The sequence below is a fragment of the Herbaspirillum sp. WGmk3 genome (genome assembly GCF_023952535.1).
In the GTDB taxonomy this organism is placed as follows: domain Bacteria; phylum Pseudomonadota; class Gammaproteobacteria; order Burkholderiales; family Burkholderiaceae_D; genus Herbaspirillum; species Herbaspirillum huttiense.
The window spans coordinates 481,027-499,615 of sequence record NZ_JAKYWT010000004.1 but is presented as its reverse complement, the minus strand read 5'-3'; the positions used below and the strand labels follow the sequence as shown (position 1 = coordinate 499,615).

Annotated in this window: 16 protein-coding genes; 8 read left to right on the top strand and 8 right to left on the bottom strand. The window is 63.7% G+C overall.

What is annotated here, in order from left to right; all coding sequences use genetic code 11:
* Position 1 precedes the first annotated feature (1 nt).
* The 3 genes from MKD49_RS17885 (at position 2) to MKD49_RS17875 (ending at position 3,925) form a co-directional block, all read left to right on the top strand.
* Positions 2 to 1,033 carry an XdhC family protein gene (locus MKD49_RS17885; protein WP_252696965.1) on the top strand — a complete coding sequence of 344 codons (1,032 nt, stop codon included), beginning with the start codon at positions 2 to 4 and terminating at the stop codon, positions 1,031 to 1,033.
* A 283-nt stretch (positions 1,034 to 1,316) separates the two neighbouring features.
* Positions 1,317 to 2,471, top strand: a complete 1,155-nt coding sequence (locus MKD49_RS17880) for an FAD-dependent monooxygenase (protein ID WP_252696964.1) — start codon at positions 1,317 to 1,319, stop codon at positions 2,469 to 2,471.
* Positions 2,472 to 2,608: 137 nt separating this feature from the next.
* The gene (locus MKD49_RS17875) at positions 2,609 to 3,925 is read left to right on the top strand and encodes an MFS transporter (protein ID WP_252696963.1); all 1,317 of its coding nucleotides are present in this window, start codon (positions 2,609 to 2,611) and stop codon (positions 3,923 to 3,925) included.
* Positions 3,926 to 4,067: 142 nt separating this feature from the next.
* Here MKD49_RS17875 and MKD49_RS17870 read toward each other — a convergent pair whose 3' ends face one another.
* A complete protein-coding gene (locus tag MKD49_RS17870; protein WP_252696962.1) occupies positions 4,068 to 4,673 on the bottom strand; it encodes an NTP transferase domain-containing protein in 606 nt (201 codons plus the stop codon).
* Between the two features lie 439 nt (positions 4,674 to 5,112).
* Here MKD49_RS17870 and MKD49_RS17865 point away from each other — a divergent pair, with 439 nt between their 5' ends.
* Positions 5,113 to 6,660 (top strand): methyl-accepting chemotaxis protein, encoded by a 1,548-nt coding sequence (locus tag MKD49_RS17865; RefSeq protein WP_204725089.1) that lies wholly within the window; start codon positions 5,113 to 5,115, stop codon positions 6,658 to 6,660.
* A 94-nt stretch (positions 6,661 to 6,754) separates the two neighbouring features.
* On the opposite strand, the gene MKD49_RS17860 is transcribed toward MKD49_RS17865, so the two are convergent.
* A complete protein-coding gene (locus tag MKD49_RS17860) occupies positions 6,755 to 7,387 on the bottom strand; it encodes a response regulator transcription factor (RefSeq protein ID WP_034337633.1) in 633 nt (210 codons plus the stop codon).
* A 316-nt stretch (positions 7,388 to 7,703) separates the two neighbouring features.
* On the opposite strand from MKD49_RS17860, the gene hpaC reads away from it, so the two are divergent.
* On the top strand, positions 7,704 to 8,261 hold the full coding sequence (hpaC, locus tag MKD49_RS17855; RefSeq protein ID WP_252696961.1) for a 4-hydroxyphenylacetate 3-monooxygenase, reductase component: 558 nt from the start codon (positions 7,704 to 7,706) through the stop codon (positions 8,259 to 8,261).
* Positions 8,262 to 8,421: 160 nt separating this feature from the next.
* Here the strand turns inward: hpaC and MKD49_RS17850 are convergent, their stop codons facing one another.
* From MKD49_RS17850 to MKD49_RS17835, 4 genes are all read right to left on the bottom strand, one after another.
* Positions 8,422 to 9,390, bottom strand: coding sequence for a PDR/VanB family oxidoreductase (locus MKD49_RS17850; protein WP_121038071.1), 969 nt, complete (start codon positions 9,388 to 9,390; stop codon positions 8,422 to 8,424).
* 46 nt (positions 9,391 to 9,436) lie between these two features.
* Entirely contained in the window at positions 9,437 to 9,937 is a 501-nt protein-coding gene (locus MKD49_RS17845) for an aromatic-ring-hydroxylating dioxygenase subunit beta (protein ID WP_039789766.1), read from the bottom strand.
* A gap of 5 nt (positions 9,938 to 9,942) precedes the next feature.
* On the bottom strand, positions 9,943 to 11,229 hold the full coding sequence (locus MKD49_RS17840) for a Rieske 2Fe-2S domain-containing protein (protein WP_088757094.1): 1,287 nt from the start codon (positions 11,227 to 11,229) through the stop codon (positions 9,943 to 9,945).
* A 66-nt stretch (positions 11,230 to 11,295) separates the two neighbouring features.
* Positions 11,296 to 12,462 (bottom strand): amidase, encoded by a 1,167-nt coding sequence (locus MKD49_RS17835; RefSeq protein ID WP_252696960.1) that lies wholly within the window; start codon positions 12,460 to 12,462, stop codon positions 11,296 to 11,298.
* A 337-nt stretch (positions 12,463 to 12,799) separates the two neighbouring features.
* Between MKD49_RS17835 and MKD49_RS17830 the strand changes: the two genes are divergently transcribed.
* Positions 12,800 to 13,729, top strand: a complete 930-nt coding sequence (locus MKD49_RS17830; protein ID WP_134221724.1) for a LysR family transcriptional regulator — start codon at positions 12,800 to 12,802, stop codon at positions 13,727 to 13,729.
* Between the two features lie 110 nt (positions 13,730 to 13,839).
* Here the strand turns inward: MKD49_RS17830 and MKD49_RS17825 are convergent, their stop codons facing one another.
* Both MKD49_RS17825 and MKD49_RS17820 read right to left on the bottom strand, forming a co-directional pair.
* Entirely contained in the window at positions 13,840 to 14,898 is a 1,059-nt protein-coding gene (locus MKD49_RS17825; RefSeq protein WP_034337652.1) for a porin, read from the bottom strand.
* A 339-nt stretch (positions 14,899 to 15,237) separates the two neighbouring features.
* Positions 15,238 to 16,779 carry an ATP-binding protein gene (locus tag MKD49_RS17820; protein ID WP_252696959.1) on the bottom strand — a complete coding sequence of 514 codons (1,542 nt, stop codon included), beginning with the start codon at positions 16,777 to 16,779 and terminating at the stop codon, positions 15,238 to 15,240.
* A 225-nt stretch (positions 16,780 to 17,004) separates the two neighbouring features.
* Here MKD49_RS17820 and MKD49_RS17815 point away from each other — a divergent pair, with 225 nt between their 5' ends.
* Both MKD49_RS17815 and MKD49_RS17810 read left to right on the top strand, forming a co-directional pair.
* A complete protein-coding gene (locus MKD49_RS17815) occupies positions 17,005 to 18,165 on the top strand; it encodes an acyl-CoA dehydrogenase family protein (RefSeq protein ID WP_121038082.1) in 1,161 nt (386 codons plus the stop codon).
* 51 nt (positions 18,166 to 18,216) lie between these two features.
* Positions 18,217 to 18,588, top strand: coding sequence for a hypothetical protein (locus MKD49_RS17810; protein WP_039788791.1), 372 nt, complete (start codon positions 18,217 to 18,219; stop codon positions 18,586 to 18,588).
* The last annotated feature ends 1 nt before the right edge of the window (position 18,589 follow it).

Here is an 18,589-nt window from a genome sequence, read left to right as displayed (position 1 = left end):
CATGGACAGCATCGACCTCGATGTACTCAGGCGCAGCCAGCAGTGGCTTCTCGCCGGCCGTGGCGTGTTGCTGGTCACGGTGGTGCGCACCTGGGGCTCGGCACCGCGGCCGGTGGGGGCGATGCTGGCCTTGCGCGATGACGGGGCGCTGGTGGGTTCGGTCTCTGGCGGCTGCATCGAAGACGACCTGATCGCCAGCGTGCAGCGTCATGGTATCGGGCCGCAGAGTCCGGGGCGGCTGGTCTACGGGGTCGATGCCGACCAGGCGCGCCGCTTTGGCCTGCCCTGTGGCGGTACCCTCGAACTGGTGACCGAGCCACTCTCTGCGCGCAGCCGTATCGATGACTTGCTGGTCATGCTGGGGCAGGGCTGCCTGGTGCGCCGGCAGCTTTGCCTGCGCAGTGGCGAGGTGAGCCTGGAGACGGTGTCGTCGCCTGCGGCTTTGCAGGTGGATGCCCATGGGCTGGTTACCGTGCATGGTCCGCGCTACCGTCTGCTGGTCATCGGTGCCGGCGAGCTCTCGCGCATTCTCTGTCCCATGGCACTGGCGCTGGATTTCCAGATAACGGTCTGCGATCCGCGCAGCGAGTACCTGGGCCAATGGGATTTGCCGGGGGTGCGGCTGGTGCGCAGCATGCCCGATGACACCGTGGAGGCGATGCAGCCCGACGCCTGCTCGGCCGTGCTGGCGCTTACGCACGATCCCAAGCTGGATGACCTGGCGCTGATGGAGGCGCTCAAGACGCCAGCTTTTTATGTCGGTGCGCTCGGATCGCGCGCCAACAATGCCGCGCGGCGGGAGCGGCTGCGCCTGTTTGACCTGTCGCCTGCAGAGCTGCAGGCGCTTCGTGGCCCGGTAGGTATTTTCATCGGCAGCAGGACGCCGGCCGAGATTGCCATTTCCATCCTGGCGGAGATCGTGGCCTTGCGCAATGGCGTAGTCCTGCCGCGCTTGTGGGGAATCGAGTCGGCCAAGTCGGCTGGCGGGGGTGCTGCTGCAGAGGCGCTTGGCACTGCCTGTGGCGTGCGATGAAGGCGTCGCAAGTCCTCGGCAAATGATGGTAAAAACTAATGTGTACGCTTTAAATCGTGGGACGGAGGACTCGCCGCTCCTTGGTGGGTCGTTTTCGCAGGAAGTCGCACCGTAATTGGGTTTTATTGCTGTATTCTGGTTCGTTTTCGCACCGCAATGCAGCATGAAAATCTCCGAGAAAAACCACTATTCATTTAAAAATAGAGTGTGTACACTGTATTTAATTAGACAGGTATCCGGTTTTTTGTCGCAGGTTTTTTCCCCATTTTGCAAGGAGATCAGAGTGTCCAATTCCCCCCGTATCGCCGTTGTCGGTGCTGGCCTGGGTGGTGCGGCAACCGCCGCGCTGCTGTTGCAGGAAGGTTTCAATGTGCGCGTCTATGAGCAGGCGCCCGGCTTCTCCCGCCTGGGTGCAGGTATCCACGTCGGGCCGAACGTGATGAAGGTGCTTCGCCGCATCGGCATCGAGGATGAGATGAACCGCCAGGGTTCCCGTCCCGATTTCTGGTACAGCCGCCACTGGCAGACCGGCGACGTGCTGGCACAGATCCCGCTGGGCGACTATGCGCTCAAGCATTACGGCGCGTCCTACCTGACGGTGCATCGCGGCGACTTCCATGAGCTGCTGATCAAGGCGCTGCCCGACGACCGCATCAGCTTCAGCAAGTGCCTCACCAAGGTGGACGATCGGGGCGACGTAGTGGTCCTGAGCTTTGCCGATGGCACGACCGAAGAAGCCGATATCGTCATCGGTGCCGATGGCGTGAATTCGCGCATCCGTGAAGAACTGCTGGGTGTGGAGCCGCCCAAGTACGCCGGCTACTTGGCGCACCGCGCCGTGTTCCCCACGCCGCAACTGAAGGCCGGCATGCTGCCCTTTGATGCCTGCGTGAAGTGGTGGAGCGATGATCGTCACATGATGGTCTACTTCGTCACCGGCAAGGCCGACGAGTTGTACTACGTGACCGGCGTGCCGGTCGAAAAATGGGACCTCAACGATCGCTGGCTGCCGTCGAGCAAGGAAGAGATGCGCGAGACCTTCCGTGGCTGGCATCCCACCGTGCAGGCGCTGGTGGATGCGACCGTGGAGGTGACCAAGTGGTCGCTGCTGGAACGCGATCCGCTGCCGCTGTGGAGCCGTGGCCGGCTGGTGCTGCTGGGCGATGCCTGCCATCCGATGAAGCCGCACATGGCTCAGGGTGCGGCCATGGCCATCGAAGATGGGGCCATGCTGGCGCGCTGCTTCAAGGAAGTGGGCGTGAGCAACTACGGCGAGGCCTTCGCGTTGTACGAAGCCAATCGCTCCGCCCGCGCCAGCAAGGTGCAGCGCATCTCGCATGACAATACCTGGCTGCGCACCAATGAGGATCCCTCCTGGTGCTTTGGCTATGACGTTTTCACCGAGCCGCTGGTCTCGCCCAGCAAGGCAGCCGCCTGACCGCGCTTGGTTGATTGAACGCCGGGCCCGCTTCGAGGGAAAGCGAGGAAGGCCCGGCCCTTGCATCGTGTCGCCGGTCACCACCGGTACGGTATCCAGCAGGGCTGGTGCCGTTTTGAACATTTGAGGAGAGTTGCATGTCCACGCTACCCGCGTCAGTGGAACAGGGGCTACAGGCCGCCGGGGTCGGGAAGTTCCAGTATCGCTTGTTCGTCATCTTCGGTCTGGTCTGGCTGGCTGATGCGATGCAGGTCTTGTCCATCGGCTTCTCGGCGCCGACCATCGCCAAGACCTTTGGCCTCACGGTCCCGCAGGCCCTGCAGACCGGCACGATGTTCTTCATCGGCATGCTGCTGGGCGCATTCGTGTTTGGCCGCCTGGCCGACCGCATCGGCCGCCGGCCGGTGCTCATGGGCGCGGTGGTGATCGATGCCTGTTTCGGCGTGGCCTCCGCGTTTGCCCCCGACTTCACCTGGCTGCTGGCCTTGCGCCTGCTCACCGGTATCGGCGTGGGTGGCACGCTGCCGGTGGATTACACCATGATGGCCGAATTCCTGCCCAGTGCGCGGCGCGGACGCTGGCTGGTGATGCTGGAATCGTTCTGGGCCATCGGCACGATTTGCCTGGCCGTGCTGGCGCTGGTGGCCTTGAACTGGGGCAATGACGCCTGGCGCGTGATCTTCTTCGTCACCGGCCTGCCGGCCCTGGTGGGCGTGGTGCTGCGCTTCTACGTGCCGGAGTCGCCCATGTATCTCAATCGCAGCGGCAAGTCCGATGCGGCGCGCCTGGTACTGGAGCGCGTGGCCAAGGTCAACGGCAGCAGCACGCCGATTCCGCCGCTGCAGCCCGAGGTGGTACAGCGCAAGCCGATGAGCGCGCTGTTCTCGTCGGGCCTGCGGCGCCGCAGCCTGTCCCTGTTCCTGGCATGGGGGCTGATCTCGATTGCCTACTATGGCGTGTTCGTCTATCTGCCGGTCAAGCTGGGATCGGAAGGCTTTGGCTTCATGCGTGGACAGATCTTCCTGATCTTCCTGGCGCTGGTGCAGTTGCCCGGCTATGCGCTGTCGGCCTATGGGGTGGAGCGCTGGGGCCGTAAGCCGACGCTGGTAGGCTTCCTGGTGCTCTCGGCGGTGGGCTGCATGCTCTACAGCTTGGGCCGCGACCCGATGCTGGTGGTGGGCTCCACGCTGTTGCTGAGTTTTTCATTGCTGGGTACCTGGGCTGCGCTGTATGCCTTCACGCCCGAGGTCTACCCCACCGACTTGCGCGCCAGCGGCATGGGTACGGCCGGCGCGGTCGCCCGGTTCGGCGGGCTGTTCGCCCCGGCCATCGTGGCCCCCGTCATGGCCAGCCATTTCACGCTGGCGCTGGTGATGCTGTCGGCCTTCCTGGTCGCAGGGGCCGCTGCCATCCTCTGCGTGGACGTGGAATCGCGCAACCGCGCACTGGAGTAACGCCGGGCGCGCCGGCCTGCTGATCTCCACAGGGACAGCCACCGCTTGCGGTGGCTGTTTGCGTGACAGGCCCGGAGATCGCTGGCGCGTTGCCGGGCGGTGGAGGGCAGGCCACGGCATGGCTTCCTCTTGCTGGTCCTTGTCATTGCGCCAGCGCGCGCATCCGGCGCAGATCCTCCCGGGTGTCCACATCGGCGAAGATGCCTTCATCCATCACTTCCAGCTCAGTCACGGGATGTGCCGCCAGCAAGGCGCGTGCGCCCTGATCCCCTTGCAAGGCCATCAGCGCGGGCAGGTGAGCTTGCGCGAATCCGACCGGATGGCCGCGCCGGCCTCGCCTCATCGGCGCCACGATGGAGGCGCCACCGGCCAACGCGTCGCGCAAGCGGACCAGCGTGGAAGGATGTACACACGGCATGTCGGCCAGGGCCACCAGCCAGCCTGCTGCCTGCGTGGCATGTTGCAGGCCGCATCGCAACGACGCGCTCATCTCGCGCGGCCCATTGTTATCGGTCATGCAGACCGTGCAGCCCAGCGCACGCAGCGCATCGGCCAGCGGTCCTTCTCCATGGACCACGGCCAGCACCGGCATCACTTCCAGCAAGGCTGCAGCCGTAGCGGTGGCCACGATGCCGGGGCGGCCATCGTGATGGACGAAGGGCTGCAGGAGCTTTTCTTCGTGCGCGCCAAAGCGGCTACCCCGGCCGGCGGCCAGCAGCAGGGCGATGGGTGGGGAGAGTGTGGACATGGTGCAGCAGGTATCCCGAAACGCGAAGGCAAGCGGCCATTGTGCCCAAGTTTGGTCCGCTGCGTGGCCAAGGATGAGTTGCACTATGGTTGATGTGCCAACAAAGCCCGGCCGGCGCGGCCCTCCATCGCATCGGTGCCACAATCGTTAATGTTTTATCTTGCATAATGTTTCCACCCGGCCAGTTTGAGGCTATCCTTGTCCGGCAAGGGTTTGCGGGCTTGCGTTGCCGAATTGGCATACCACGTTTCTGCATTTTGATATGGTCGCGATGGCAGCGGGCTCCTAGAATCGAGCGCATGCAAGGCGGCCTTGCCATTTGGCAATCGCTGGCATCGGTCTTGCTGGGGTAGCTGGGGCATCAGGGGGCAAGCCGGACGGTCGGGGAAAGTCCGTCTACGGGGCGCCATACACAACATGGTTGGGATGGAAAGAAGCAATGATCAAGAACATACGTATCGGCTCGCGCCTGGGGGCGGGTTTTGCCGTGGTGCTGGTGTTTTCCATGGTGGTCGCCGCCGTCGGCATCTGGCGGCTCAAGACGGTCGCGCAGCAGACCCAGCAGATGATGGACGTGCCGCTGAAGACCGAACGGCTGGTCTCGCAATGGAACACGCTGCTGCTCATCGCGATCCAGCGCACCACCACCGTGGTCAAGAGCCGCGATCCCGAACTGGAAGCCTTCCTCGCCAAGGAGGCTGCGGCTTCCAGCAAGGAATCCGCACAGACCCTGAAGGACGTGGAGCAGCTGCTCACCAGTGAGGAAGAGAAGAAGCTGTTCGCGGCCATCAACGCGGCGCGCAAGCAGTTCCTCGCCATCCGCGACCAGATCTACGCGGCCAAGAAGGAGGGCGATGCGGCCAAGGTGGATCAGCTCTACCAGCAGCAATACGTCGGCATCGCCAACAACACCCAGGGCGCGATGCGGTCCTTGCTGGATTTCGAACGCGCCCGCATCGATGAAATCTCTGCCGACATCCAGCAGGATGCGGCCAGCAGCCAGTGGCAGATCTTTGCACTGGAAGCCGTGATCCTGGCCTGCGGCATCGCCTTCGCACTGCTGCTCACGCGCAGCATCACTCGGCCGGTACACGCGGCGCTGGCCATCTCGCAGCGTGTGGCCGCCGGTGACCTGACCTCGCGCGCCCAGCCCATGGGCCAGGATGAACTGGGCCAGCTGGTGGCCTCGCTGCAAGGCATGAGCGAGCGCCTGCATGGCGTGGTCTCCACCGTGCGCCTGGGGGCCGACAGCATTGCCGTGGCTTCGGGTGAAATCGCCAATGGCAACCTCGACCTCTCGGCCCGTACCGAAGAGCAGGCCGGTGCGCTGGAAGAAACCGCGGCCTCCATCGAGCAGCTCACGTCCAGCGTGCGCACCAATTCCGAAAACGCGCATCAGGCCAATGACCTGGTCAAGTCGGCGGCTTCCATTGCGGGGCAGGGCGGGCAAGTGATGCAGGAACTGATCGACACCATGGGCAACATCAACAGCTCCTCGCGCAAGATCGTCGACATCATCGGCGTGATCGATGGCATCGCGTTCCAGACCAACATCCTCGCGCTCAATGCAGCTGTGGAAGCGGCGCGTGCGGGCGAGCAGGGGCGCGGTTTCGCGGTGGTGGCTTCGGAAGTGCGCGCCCTGGCGCAGCGCTCGGCCTCGGCCGCCAAGGAGATCAAGCAGCTCATCGATGATTCGGTCTCCAAGGTCGATGCCGGCAGTGAACTGGTGGAGCGCGCCGGCAAGACCATGCAGGAAGTGGTCGGCAGCGTGCAGGGCGCGCATGCGCTGGTGGGCGACATCAGCACCGCCAGCCGCGAGCAGGCCGAAGGCATTCATCAGGTGAATCAGGCGGTGAGCCAGATGGATGGCGTGACCCAGCAGAATGCGGCGCTGGTGGAACAGGCGGCCGCAGCGGCGAAATCGCTGGAAGACCAGGCGGCGCAACTGAAGCGGGCAGTGGCTTTCTTCGCCTTGCAGGCGGCATAAGCCAATCGCACAACGGCGGATATCGAAAAGGGCCGCAGCGTGCTGCGGCCCTTTTCATGCAGGCTCGGGAACGATCAGCAAGGATCAGAAAGAATCAGGCCGCCTTGAGAAATTCCGGTCCGAAATCCATCAGCACGTCGCGCACCAGCGTGGCCGTGCTCTGGCAGCCCAGCTTGTCCTTGACGCTGGCGCGATGCACGTCCACCGTCTTGACGCTGATGTTGAGGTCGCGTGCGATGAGCTTGCTGGACTGGCCCATGATGACCTTCTCCAGGATCTCGCGTTCACGTGCGGTGAGGGTCTTCAGGCGGGCCTTGAGCTGCTGGCGGCGCTCGCGGGCCTGCATGTTGCCGGCCACGTTCTTGAGCGTCATCTGGATGCGTTCCAGCATCTGCTGCGAGTTGTAGGGTTTTTCCAGGAAGTCGACCGCGCCATTGTGCAGGGCGCGCACCGACATGGGAATGTCGCCATGGCCCGAGACGAAGATCACGGGGATGTCGGCCCCGATTTCCTTCAGGCGATCCTGCAGCTGGAAGCCGCTGATTTCGGGCATGCGCACGTCCAGGATCAGGCAGGACAGGCTGTTGGCGTCATAGGCCTTCAGGAAGGCCTCGGGTCCATCGAAGCATTCGGTCCGGATATTGACCGAGCTCAACAGCCAGGCCAGCGAAGTCCGAACGGCTTCGTCATCATCGACGATGTAGACCACCGGCGGGTTGGTTTCCATCTGCACTCCTCGTCTCGTCAAAATGGAGCCGGCTTGCACCGGCGCTATTTCCGACCCTCTCGATTTCTTGATGGACTGGTCGGCACAAATCAAAACGTCATGCTTTGACTTATGCAAAAAGCAGGCCTGAAATTCTTGGGATCAGCGACACTGTAACACCCCCGTCCTGACGATGGTCTAGGTATTTTTACCTAGATCGTCTGCCGCAATCCCCTGTGGGGCGGGCATGTGGCACGGATTGCCTGCACCATGGGCATGCCTTAACCTGCTCTCATCGAACGCCGTGCTTCATCGGCGTGCATAACAGGGAGATCCCATGAGCACCACCGCCATTCAAAAAGAAACGCCATCCGCACCCGTGGTGCGCGCCCCCCTTGCTGCCGAGCAACTGGAATTCCGCAATGCCATGGCGCACCTGCCGGCGGCGGTATCCATCATCACCACCGATGGTGAAGGCGGCCGCTGCGGCATCACCGCCTCGGCCGTCTGCTCGGTGACCGATACGCCGCCCACGATCCTGGTCTGCATCAATCGCGGCAGCGCCATGCATGACGTGTTCAAGAAAAATGGACGGCTGTGCGTGAACGTGCTCTCGGATGAACTGGAACAGCTGGCCATGCACTTCTCCGGTGCCACCAAGGTTCCGATGGAAGAGCGTTTCGGCTGGGATATCTGGGAGGAGCCGGGCGAACTGGGACAGCCGGTACTGGCCGATGCGCTGGTCAAGCTGCAGGGGCGCATCCGCGAATTCAAGGAAGTGGGCACGCACTCGGTGATGTTCGTGGAGCTGGCCGAGGTCAAGGTCAATGAGAAGAAGGACAGCCTCATTTATTTCAATCGGCTGTTCCACAAGGTCAAGCGCACGGCGCTCTGAGATTCTTTCCAGGGAGTTAAAGATGAATGCCGTTCAGCGCAATGCTGAACGGCATTCATGCTTTCGGGCCTTCATGTCTGGACCCAAAAAAAACGTTCGGATGGAGTAGCGGCTGCGTGGCTACTCAATCCGAACGGCGTGAGGGAGTCTTCAGGAAGCCTCAGAGATCCAGCACCAGCATCCCCGACCTGGCCCGCGAGACACAGGTACAGATCTGGTCATTGGCCGCCTTCTCCTTCTTGGAGAGGCAATTGTCGCGATGATCCGGCTCGCCCTCCAGCAGCGGCACCACGCAGGTCCCGCAGATGCCTTCGCGGCAGGAGGTATCGATGACGATGCCCTCGCGCGCCAGGATGTCGACGATGGGAATGCCCACCGGAATCTGCACCACCTTGCCCGAGCTGGCCAGCTTCACTTCGAAGGCACCATCGCCGCCGCCAGCACCCTGCGCAGGAGCAGCAGGGGCCACCGGTGCAGCAAAGTGCTCCAGATGAATCGCCTCCTCGCTGCGGCTGGCTGCTGCACACTTGACCACCGCATCCATGAAGGGAGCGGGGCCGCAGGTATAGACGTGGGCGTCCTTGCTGCCGGCTTCGAGGCACACCGTGAGGTAATGCTCCATCTGCGCCGGCATGACCGCATAGTGGAAACGCACCTGCGCGGCGAAGGGCGCGTTCTCCAGCAGATCGGCAAAGGCCGCATGCTCGCGTGCGCGCACGAAGTAATGCAGCGTGAAGGGCTTCTGTTCGGCCCACAGGCGATAGGCCATCGCCAGCAGCGGCGTCACGCCGATGCCTGCGCCGAAGAGCAGGTGCTCCGGTGCGCTGGCATCGAGGGCGAAGAGGTTGCGCGGCGTGCCCACTTCCAGTTCCATGCCCGGCTTGACCGCATCATGCAAGGCCGCCGAGCCGCCACGCGACGCCGGTTCGCGCTTGACCGCGATGGTGTAGCCGCAACGGTCTTCCAGCGGACCGCACAGCGAGTATTGGCGCATGATCCCGGTCGGCCCGGTGACGTCGATGTGGGCCCCCGGCTCGTAAGCCGGCAGCGGGGCGCCATCGGCGCGCACCAGGCGGAAGGAACGGATGTCGCCGGTTTCATCGGTGAGGGTGTCTACGATCAGTTTCATGAGGCCAATACTCGTCGGTTCAATGTCGAAAGTGCGGTACGCCAGCTCAGAGCAGGAAGCCCAGGGCGTTGAGGCTGTCCATGGAGTTGATCAGGCGGATCACCTTCTGCTCGATCTTCGGACCCTGGGGCGTGAAGCGCAGGCGATGCGTGACGTTGGCCACGAACATCGTGTGCTGCTGGCGCTTGTAGCCCACCAGGACCTGGGCCGAGGTGATCTCCACCAGCTCCTCCGACAGGTGCACCGGCACGAAGCGCGACACGGTGCGCACGGTCGCTGCCGCATCCACGGCCGACATCGCGTGGCCCGAAGTCAGGCGCTCGATGCGGATCTTGCGCATGTGGGCATTGTCGTAGGCGTAGTTCAGTGAGGCCGCGTAGTCGGTGGTGTCGGGATCGATGGGCACCACGTAGTAACCATCTTCGGTCCACAGGGCTTGCCAGGCGGCATAGTCCTTTTTGTCCAGAAGTTCAGCTTCTTTCCAGATGAAGGCGATGGCACGCGCCATGGGCGCGGGGATGCCTTGCAGGGTGTCGTGTTGGTTCATATCGGTCATTTCTCCATCATCTTTTTCCACATGGCATAGGCTTCGCGCATGCCGGTTTCATCGGTCGAGTGCGACACCTTGTCGCCGTTGTCGTCCACCCACTCACGGTTCAGGCCACGGTTGACCAGGATCGGTGCATCGCGGCCGGCGTGCGAACCGGCCTGCACGCGTTCCCAGGCCTCGGCGTCATCGGGGCTGCCGAAACCGAACGGGCCCTGGAAGTGTTCGTGGATGCGCAGGCGTTCGCGGTTGGCGATCTCCGGTCCGCCGTCCATGCCCAGGGCCACGTGGCGGATCTGGGTCTCGCCCACCGACACCGGATGCAGCACCCGGAAGAAGGACATCGACATGGCCACGTTGGGGAACAGGTTCAGGTTGAAACCGGCGCCGTGCAGCGAACGCACGATGCGGCGCACCTGTTCCGGCGGCATGGTCTTGGAGAGTTCTTCGGTGACGTGGGCGAAACGCTCCTGCAGTTGTTCGCTGCCGTCGTCCACATCCAGGTCCACGTGTTCCGGCACCATGATCATGACGCTGTGGCCATTGCCCAGCGAGCGGGTGATGGACTGGTCATCGGTCATGAAGGACAGCATCTCGGAAGTCTCTTCATCGACCGACGACAGGAAGGTCTTGTGCACCACCGGGAAGTGATAGCCGTCGGTGGTGTTCTCCAGCTGGATCTTCCAGTTGCCCTTGAAGCTGAACTTGTGCTCGCCCTGCACCTTCACGGGGAAGCCTGCGCCTTGCTTCATGAACAGGTCGATCCACTTCTTGGCATGGCCGAGGAAGTCCGACAGCGGTTCGATCTCCTGGTTGAAGGAGGCGAAGATCATGCCGTTGTAGCTCTCCGCACGCAGGCTCTGCAGCGGCAGGTCGGCCTTCTCGATGACGTCTTCATAGCCTTCCGGATAGGGCAGGCCGCGCAGCTTGCCGTCCAGGCCATAGGACCAGCTGTGGTAGGGACAGGTGAAGCCGGTGGCATTGCCCTTGTGCTTTTCGCAGACGGTGGCGCCACGGTGGCGGCAGCGGTTTTCCAGTACGTTGATCTTGCCGGTCTTGTCGCGCACCACGATCACCGGCTGGCGGCCGATCTGGGCGGTCTTGAAATCGCCGGGATTCTTGATTTCGCTTTCATGCGCAACCCAGATCCAGGTCTTGTAGAAGATCTTGTCCATCTCCGCTTCGAAGATGGCCGGATCGGTGTAGAGCGAAGGGTCCACCACCGCATCCTGTACCAGGTCGGCATAGGATGAATCGGTCTTGCGCGGGTGGAAGCGTAGCGGTGCGTTCATGGCTTTCTCCAGTGGCTTGCAGTCGTTGTCAGTGTTGATTGGGCGAGCTTGTCGGGGCAGTGCGTGTCAGGGGCGTTGGCTGAGTGCCTGTTCCAGATGCAGGCCCAGTGCGCAAATGCGTTCGTCATCGCCCTTGCGGCCGACCAGTTGCAGCCCGGCTTTCAGCGGGCTGCCGGCCATCGGCACCGGAATGCTCAGGGCCGGATGGCCGGACAGGTTGAAGGGCCGCACCAGCGAGGACAGCATCAGCACCGAGGCACCCTGGCGGATCGCTTCCAGCGTCGGCGGCAGCGACGGCAGCGTCGGCAGCAACAGCGCATCGGCGTCGGCCAGCGCGGCGTCGACTTCGGCGCTGAAGGCGGCACGCACGGCTTCGGCCTGGGCCACCGCTTCATCGCTGGTGGCGGCGGCGGCCGAGAGGCGCTTCTCAATGTCGGCACCTAGTTTGCCCAGGCCCAGCAGGTGGCCGAAGGCGTCATGCGTTTCGCGATTGATGAGGGTCATGCCGGCCTCGAAGGCGGCGTGCATGTGCTGCGGGGTCCAGGCATCGCCCGTCCAGCCGCTGGCGGCGAAGGCAGCGGTGACGGCCTCTGCGATCTCGGGATCGGCCTGTACCGTTACCAGTTTGACGCGGGCCTGTGCTGCCGTAGCGGTGGCGGCAGCGCGGTCGAAACCGGGCGCGATGCTGGCCATGGCGCTGATGATGAGATCCATGCTGCGCGCAAAGGGGCCCACGCAATCCAGGCTGCTCACCGCCGGATAGGCCCCGGCGCGGCTGACGCGGCCAAAGGTCGGTTTCAAGCCGATCACGCCGCAGCAGGCCGCGGGCAGGCGGATCGAGCCTCCGGTGTCGCTGCCGATGGACATATCCACCAAGCCCGCGCCCACGGCCGAGGCCGAGCCGCTGGAGGAGCCACCGGTCATGCGGCTGGCGTCCTGCGGATTGACGGCGGTGCCGTTCCAGTCATTGATGCCGGTCATGCCGTAGGCCAGCTCGTGCATGTTGGCGCGGGCGGTGAGCTGCCAGCCGGCGTCGAGCAACTTGCGAACCACGTCGGCGTGCGCCGCAGCCGGCGGCGCATCGGCCAGGGCGGCGCTGCCGCCGCAAGTGGGCTGGCCGGCGATGTCGATGCAATCCTTGATGGCCACTGTCGGGCCGCTGCCACCGAGGTGAAAACGCGAGAGCAGGGCGTGGCCGGTGCCGGGGACGGTGCGTGCTGAAGTGTTGCTCATCCTGCCGCTCCCAGGCAGGCGATGCGCGCCTGCTGCTGCAGGGCGGCGAGGGCGGCCTGGCCATTGCGCTTGCGCGGTGTCGGCAGGGGAGAGGAAGAACTTGGCTGGGGGCTCATGGCGCATCCGTTCAAATGGGGCCGACCAGGCTGGCAATCCACGTCGGGCGCGGCATGCAGGCGGTTTCCTTGGCTGATGTGAAGCATTCTAAAAGTCGCCTTAAAATAGATCAAATTGATGTAAAATATTTTTCACATAAGCGGCATGGATAGTGATCGCCGCTTTCCTTGATGTGACTCATCGGGCCCAGGCCCCCGCGCGACCCCCTCCGGAGACTGCTATGGCGACCTTCAACAACATGGACCTGAACCTGCTGCGGGTCTTCCAGGCCATTGCCGACGAACGCAGCCTGACCCTGGCCGGCAACCGCCTGCACCTGTCGCAGCCCGCCGTGAGCTATGCGCTCGGACGGCTGCGGCAGATCTTCGATGACCCGCTCTTCATCCGCACCAAGGAGGGCATGCAGCCCACGCCCGCCGCGCTGGAACTGTCCAAGCCCATCAACCGCGCGCTGCAGGCGGTGCAGGATGCGCTGCGCTATACCGAGCGCTTCGACCCGGCCGCCAGTACGCGCGTCTTCCGCGCCTCGATGACGGACGTGGCCGAGATGATGTTCCTGCCGCAGCTGTGCGAACTGCTGACCGCGCAGGCCCCGCAGACGCGCCTGCAGGTGGAGCAGGTCCCTCCCGCGCATCTGGAAGAAGCGCTGCGCACCGGCCAGCTCGACTTCGCCTTCGGCAACCTGCCCGCGCTCAAGGCGGTGACCTGTCATGAACTGCTGTTCCGGGAAACCTATGTCTGCATGATGCGCAAGCGTCCGGCCCTGCCTGCGCGTGAACAACTGGCGCTCGACGAATTCCTGGCGCTCTCGCACGTCCTGGTCGAGTCGGCCGAGAGCAGCCATCACCAGGTCGAGAATTCCTTCCGCAATCTCGGCGTGCAGCGCAAGATCAGCCTGTCGATCCCGCACTTCACCGTGCTGCCGCGCATCCTCGGCAAATCCGATCTGGTGGCCACCGTCCCGGCGCGCATCGCCAAGCTTTTCCACAGCGAGCACCCGGACGTATTCCTCTCCTACGAACTGCCGGTCAAGCTGCCGGCGGTGGACATCACCTTGCACTGGCATCCGGCCTTCGATGCCGACGCCGGCAATACCTGGCTGCGCCAGATCGTCATCGACATGCTGCAGAGCTACGGCCGCAGCAGCTGATCCGTTGCGCCGGAAAGCAGAAGGCCCGCCAACGCGGCGGGCCGTTCTCCCTGCCTGCGGGAAGACCACCGGATGTCGGCGGCGGCCTTCCCTCCTCAAGTAGCCCGTGCTCAGAAGCGGTGACGCATGCCCAGGCGCAGCGCGCTCTGGTTGCCGGTCGACGACTGGATGCCGCCACCGAAGACCGGATACGCGTTGTAGCCCTTGTCGCGGTCATAGACGGCGCCCACGTACAGGTCGGTACGTTTGGAGATCTTGTAGTCCACCGTCGCCACCAGTGCCTGGGCATTGCCCACACCCTGGTTGCGCTTCTGGAACTGGTAAGCGGCAGCCAGATCCCACAGCGGTGTCAATGCATAGACCGTGCCCAGTTCATAGGTGGTGGCCTTGGCATTGGTGTCGGTGTTCTTGACCTGGGTGATCACGCCGAACGGTGTGAAGGCACCGATCTGGTAGCGCGCACCGCCGCCATAGATGCGGGTGGCGGAAGCGCCGCTGCTGCTCTTGATGTCGGTGTAGGCGAGCGCGCCGCTGAAGGCACCGCTGTCGTACTGGCCGGTGGCGCTGACGGTGCGGCCGGCATTGTTGTTGCCGGCCACTTCACCGAGCCCGAGCATTGCGCCAAAGCTGAAACCGCCGAACTTGGCGCTGTTGTACTTGATGGAATTGTTGGTGCGGTCGCCGGCATAGATGTGGTTGTTCAGGGCCGTGCCGTGCGCGGCATCGGCATGCAGGCCCCAGCCGAAGGAGCCGGCCGGCGACAGTGCGCCCATCGCATACTGGCCACCGATGTTGGCCATGAAGTCGTACTGGCGACCCACGCTCAGCGCGCCCCAGTCCTTGCTGCCCAGGCCGACGAAGGACTGGCGGCCGAACAACAGACCGCCTTGTCCCAGGCTGCCGTCATCGGCACCGAAGCCGGTTTCCAGGGTGAAGAAGGCATTCAGGCCACCGCCCAGATCTTCCGTTCCCTTGAAGCCGATGCGGCTGCCCTGAGCGATGCCGCTGTCCATGCGCAGCAGCGACGCGCCGCCGCCGCCGGTCTTGGCGGCGTTGGAGTAATAGGTCAGGCCGAGATCGATCAGGCCATAGATGGAAACGCTGCTCTGTGCATGTGCCATCCCCGTGCCGGCCGCGAGCAAGGCGGCGGCCAGTAGTTTCTTCTTCATGTGACAAGGCTCCCTGTGGTGTTGCAGTGTGATGGTCGCGCTCGGTACCGGGTGAGGCCGATGCCGGGCGGCGAACGCAGCCGGTAGATGTGGAAGGTCTGCGTGGCGTGCATGACATGTCGTCATGTGGGGCCATCATAGGAAGCGCATTTGCGCCAGATCAAATTGATGCAGCGGATAGATGGAATAAGCCCGATTCATGCGCCGGACAGATAAGTCGCCGACTCTCGAATCCGGTGCATGAATCGGCGCGATGACGGGATAATCGTGCAGAACTTCACCACGCGAGTGCGTGCGATCACCAAGGCGGCGCGTCGCCCGCGCGGCCTAAAGGAATCCCTAGTTGTGGCGTTCCACCAACGGTAGCGTGAAGCAGAAACGCGTGCCGAAGCTTTCTCCGGGTTGTGCCCAGATATCGCCGCGATGGCGCGCAATGATGTTCTTGCACAGCGCCAATCCGATGCCGTTGCCGCTGACCTTGGAAGAAAAGAAGCCATCGAAAAGCCGTTCGCGGTGGCCGGCATCGATGCCGCGTCCCTCGTCAGCAACGGTCAGCAGGGCATTGCCGGCACTGCGCGCGGTGCTGATGCGCACATGTCTTGCGCCCTCGGGAAAGGCCATCATTTCCTCGATGGCGTTGAAGGCGAGATTCAAGATCACCTGGCCGATCAGCACCTTCTCGCAGCTCACCACCAGCGGCTGCGCACCCGGTTCGATGTGCAGGTGGACCTTGCCTTCGGCGGCCTTCATCTCGATGAACCAGCGCACTTCCTCCAGCACGGCGTTGAGGTCGATCAGGCCTTCGCTCTGCTCCAGCCGCACCACGTATTCGCGCACGCTCTTGATGATGGTGGCGGCATGGTCGACCTGGCGTCCGGCACTCTCCAGCCCCCACACGATCTGTCCGGCCTGTTCGCGCAGGGCCTCGCTCTGCTTGATGCGCAACACCGAGCCTTCGAGGAAATTGCGGATCGCCGCCAGCGGCTGCGACAGCTCGTGCGCGATGGCGGTGGCCATCTCACCCATGGCATTGTGGCGCGCCAGGTATTCCAGCGAGGCCTGGTCGCGGCGGCGCGCTTCCTCGGCTTCGACCTGGTCGGTGATGTCGTGGAAGTGCAGCAGGTGGCCCTTGAGGTCGTTCTCGATCTCGATGTAGCGGCACACCGCGTGATGCCAGCGCACCAGCCCATCCTTGCGCAGGATCTGGTAGCGCAGCGGGAAGCTGATCGCATCCGGCAGCGCCAGCGTGAGCAGTTCCAGCAATTCATCGCGCGACTCCGGCAGGCATTGCTCGACGAAATTCTTCGGCGGGTTCTGGCCCGGCCGCACGCCCAGCAGCTTGCGGCCGGCGTCGCTCAGGTACTCGATGCCGCCATCCGAACGCAGCACCGTCACGCCTTCGTCGGAGTCCTGCATGAATTCCTTGAGGCGGCTCTCCAGCTTTTTCATTTCGCGCCGGATCTGTTCCTCGCGCGCAATATCGCGGAACTGCACCATGATCACATCGCGCTCGGTCAGCGGTACCAGCGTGGCGATCGCCTCGGAGAGAATCTCGTCGCCGTTCTTGGCGCGGTAGCACCACTCCACCATGTTGCTACCGTGGAGTACCGCATCGTGCAGCCACTTGCGGCCGATCTCGCGGCGGTATTCGTGCGACTGCCGGCTCATGTCCGGGGCTTTGAGCGGCAGCAGTTCTTCCAGCGTGAACCCCAGTACCTGGCAGGCTGAGGGATTGGCCCAGAGGATGGACTTGGTCTGGGCGTCATGCAGGATGATGCACATGGGCAGTGCTTCCATCATGCGGCGGAAATCGTCCAGCCCGAAGCGGATGCTGTCATCCGGCAGGGCAGGGGAAACTGGGGCAGCGGTTTGTTCTGGCATCGCTCGTCTCTGTCATCGCTTCATGATCTGCAGGACGGTGTTTCCTCCATGGATGAGTTCACGCATCGGAGGAAGCACTGGCGCTGCTTTGTGGAATGGCACTAGGGGATTTCTTTAGAAGGCTTCACCTATTCCCCTAAAAAAGCTGCAGCGCTCCCGATTGAACCGGGATACGCCGCTCCCTACACTCGACTTCATTCTGATGCAAGCCACCTGGAGAATGCAATGTCCGTGATGGAGAACCCGGCCGCGCTGGCCGCCCGTGAAGAAGATGCCCTGGTCCCGCTGCTGGCCGAGATCCGTGCGCGCCGCGAGGAATTCGCCGCGCAGCGTTTCGTGCCCAAGGATTTCATCGCGCAGTTGAAGAAGGCCGGTGTCTATCGCGCCGCCACCCCGCAATGCTTCGGCGGCAGCGGTCTCTCGCCGATGGGTTTCCTGCAGATGATCGAACGCATTTCCGTCGCCGATGCCTCGGTCGGCTGGGTCGCCAGTTTCGGTTCGGCCTCGGTCTATCTGGCCGCTCTGCCTAGGGAAACGCAAGCCAGGCTGTATGCCAAGGGGCCGGACCTGACCTTCGCCGGCGGCCTGTTCCCGCTGCAGCCGGCCGAGCAGGTCGAGGGCGGCTGGATGGTCAATGGCACCTGGAAGTTCGCCAGCGGCTGCAAGGGCGCCGATGTGCTGGGTGTGGGCATCGGTGCGGCCGTGCCCGGCCAGGCCGGTTCCAAGCCGCGCACCGCCGTGCTGCCGCCGGAGCAGGTCGAGATCATCGACAACTGGGACGTGATGGGACTGGTGGGTACCGGCAGCCATGACCTCAAGGTGAGCCAGCAATTCGTTCCCGAGGAATGGACCTTCATCCGCGGCGGCGTGCCCACCATCGATGAACCGCTGTACCGCTATCCGACCATCGCCTATGCCGCGCAGGTGCTGGCCGTGGTGAACCTGGGCGTGGGACGCGCCGCCATCGACGAGATCAACCAGATGTCCGGTGGCCGTGTGGCCATTACCGGCGCGCCCAAGCTGGCCGACCGTTCCTATGTGCGCATCGAGGTCGCCAAGGCCGAAGCCAAGTTGCGTTCGGCGCGCGCCTTCCTCTACGACGCCACCGGCGAAGTCTGGCATTCCATCCTCGCCGGCAACCCCGTCACGCCCGAGCAGGTCAGCCTGCTGCGCCTGACCGCCGTGGAAATCGCCAAGGTCGGCAATGAAGTCACGCAGGCCATGTTCGGCCTGGCCGGTACCACCGCCATCTACAGCAACCACCCGCTGCAGCGCTACCTGCGCGATGCCGCCGTGGTCAAGCAGCACGCCTTCCTGGGCGAGGGCATCTATGACGGTGCCGGTGCAGTCACGCTGGGCGTGCCGCCGATGCCGGGCTTCCTGTAAGCCGCCGCGTCCTTTCTTTTTTCGATTTCAAGTTTTCAGTCCGGAGCCCTCATGAGCCAAGTCCCAAGCAATGATAAAGAACCGCTGCGCGTCCTCTTCTGTGTCGGCGTGACGCAAAACTTCTTCGACCTGCCCGCCACCGAGACCGGTCCGGTGTGGCAGGCCTATGGCCAGATGATGACGGCACTGGCCACCATGGACGGCATCAAGGTACTGGGCACCATGGACGATGATCGTCTCATGGTGGGCAAGTCCGACGATGCGCCGTGGACCTTCTACATCATGGCCGACGTGGCCGATCTCGATACGGTGGTGGCGGCCTGCAACCTGTTCCGCACCACCATGGTCGGTGAACACCGCCTGTGGAAATACGGCAAGATCGAAGCCCGCGTGGGCCGCGCCCTGATCATCCAGGGTGCCTGAT